General features: G+C 75.0%; 2 protein-coding genes. Both read left to right on the forward strand.

From position 1 onward, the window contains the following. A partial coding sequence (locus E1283_RS36055; protein ID WP_132822371.1) for a dihydrolipoamide acetyltransferase family protein occupies positions 1 to 625 on the forward strand: 625 nt, incomplete at its 5' end. Between the two features lie 25 nt (positions 626 to 650). Then, complete coding sequence (locus E1283_RS36060) at positions 651 to 1,490, forward strand: NTP transferase domain-containing protein (RefSeq protein WP_132822372.1); 840 nt, start codon at positions 651 to 653, stop codon at positions 1,488 to 1,490. The last annotated feature ends 64 nt before the right edge of the window (positions 1,491 to 1,554 follow it).

Here is a 1,554-nt window from a genome sequence, read left to right on the forward strand (position 1 = left end):
GCGGGTGGGGAGGAGTCGGCGGGAGGTCGCGGACGCCACCTGTTGGGTGGAGACGGACGCCACCGGTCTTCTGGCGGCGCGCAGCGCCGCCGCCGTGTCGACGATGGCGGTGCTCGCGCGGATCTGCGTCGCCGGCCTGCTCCGCTATCCGCAGCTGAACGCCAGCGTCGACATGGCGGCGCGGCAGATCATCCGGCACCCGGCCGTGCACCTGGGGTTCGCCGCCGCGACCGACCGCGGGTTGCTGGTGCCGGTGGCACGGGACGCGCACGCCATGACGACCACCGCGCTCGCCGCCGAGCTGCGGCGGCTCACCGAGGGGGCGCGGGCCGGGACCCTGCCGCCCGGCGAGCTCACCGGCTCGACGTTCACGCTCAACAACTACGGCGTGTTCGGCGTCGACGGCTCCACGCCGATCATCAACGTGCCCGAGGCCGGCATGCTCGGCGTCGGACGGATCGCCGAGAAGCCCTGGGCGCACGAGGGGCGGGTCGCGCTGCGGCCCGTCGTCCAGCTGTCGCTCACCTTCGACCACCGGGTCTGCGACGGCGCCGTGGCCGGCGGGTTCCTCCGGTTCGTGGCCGACCGGGTGGAACAACCCCTCGCACTCCTTGGCGACCTTTGAGTGTCCCGCCGGTACCGTGGGCGGAATGACCCCGCATGACGCCGTCATTCTGGCCGGAGGTGCCGCCCGGCGGCTCGGTGGAGCGGACAAGCCGGCCGTGCGGGTCGGCGGCCGGACGCTGCTCGACCGGGTGGTCGGGGCCTGCCCCGACGCCGCGCGGGTCGTGGTCGTCGGGCCGCGCCGGCCCACCGGGCGGCGGGTGGTGTGGGCCAGGGAGGAGCCGCCCGGCGGCGGCCCGCTGGCCGCGCTCGCGGCCGGGCTGCGCGAGGTGACGGCGCCGCTGACCCTGGTGCTCGCCGCCGACCTGCCGTTCCTCACCCCCGCCGGGCTCGCCCGGCTGCTCGACGTGCCTTCGGGTGCCGACGTCGTACTCCCCCGCGACGCCGGCGGCCGCGACCAGCCGCTCAGCGCCGTCTACCGCACCGAGTCGCTGCGCCGCGAACTCGCCCTGCTGGCAACCGAGTACGGCACCCTCGCCGGACTGCCACTGAAGCTGCTACTCCCCGGGCTGAGTCCGCACCACGTCGTCGCCACCGACGACAACGGTGGCGTGGACTGCGACACCTGGGCCGACATCGTGACCGCCCGCACCAGGATCAGGGACGATATGAGCGTGCTGGACGAATGGCTTGCCGCCGTCAAGGCCGACCTCGGTATCGACATCGACGTGGACATCAAGGCGCTGCTCGACGCCGCGCGCGATGCCGCGCACAACGTGGCGCGCCCGGCCGCGCCACTGACCACCTTCCTCGTCGGATACGCCGTCGCCCAGCAGGGCATCTCGCCGGCCGAGGCGGCGGCCCGGATCTCCGCCCTGGCCGAACAGTGGGCGGCCGAGGCCGACGGTGCGGGGGCGGCACCGTGATCGACGACTTCGACGACGCGCTGGCGCTGGCCAACGGGCCGGTCGCGGCCGCCGTCGCCACCCC

It is taken from the genome of Streptomyces hainanensis, from assembly GCF_004348415.1.
GTDB lineage: Bacteria > Actinomycetota > Actinomycetes > Streptomycetales > Streptomycetaceae > Streptomyces > Streptomyces hainanensis.

Excerpts from the sequence above, each read along its gene's own strand:
- E1283_RS36060 (WP_132822372.1), top strand. The coding sequence starts at position 651 with ATGACCCCGCATGACGCCGTCATTCTGGCCGGAGGTGCCGCCCGGCGG.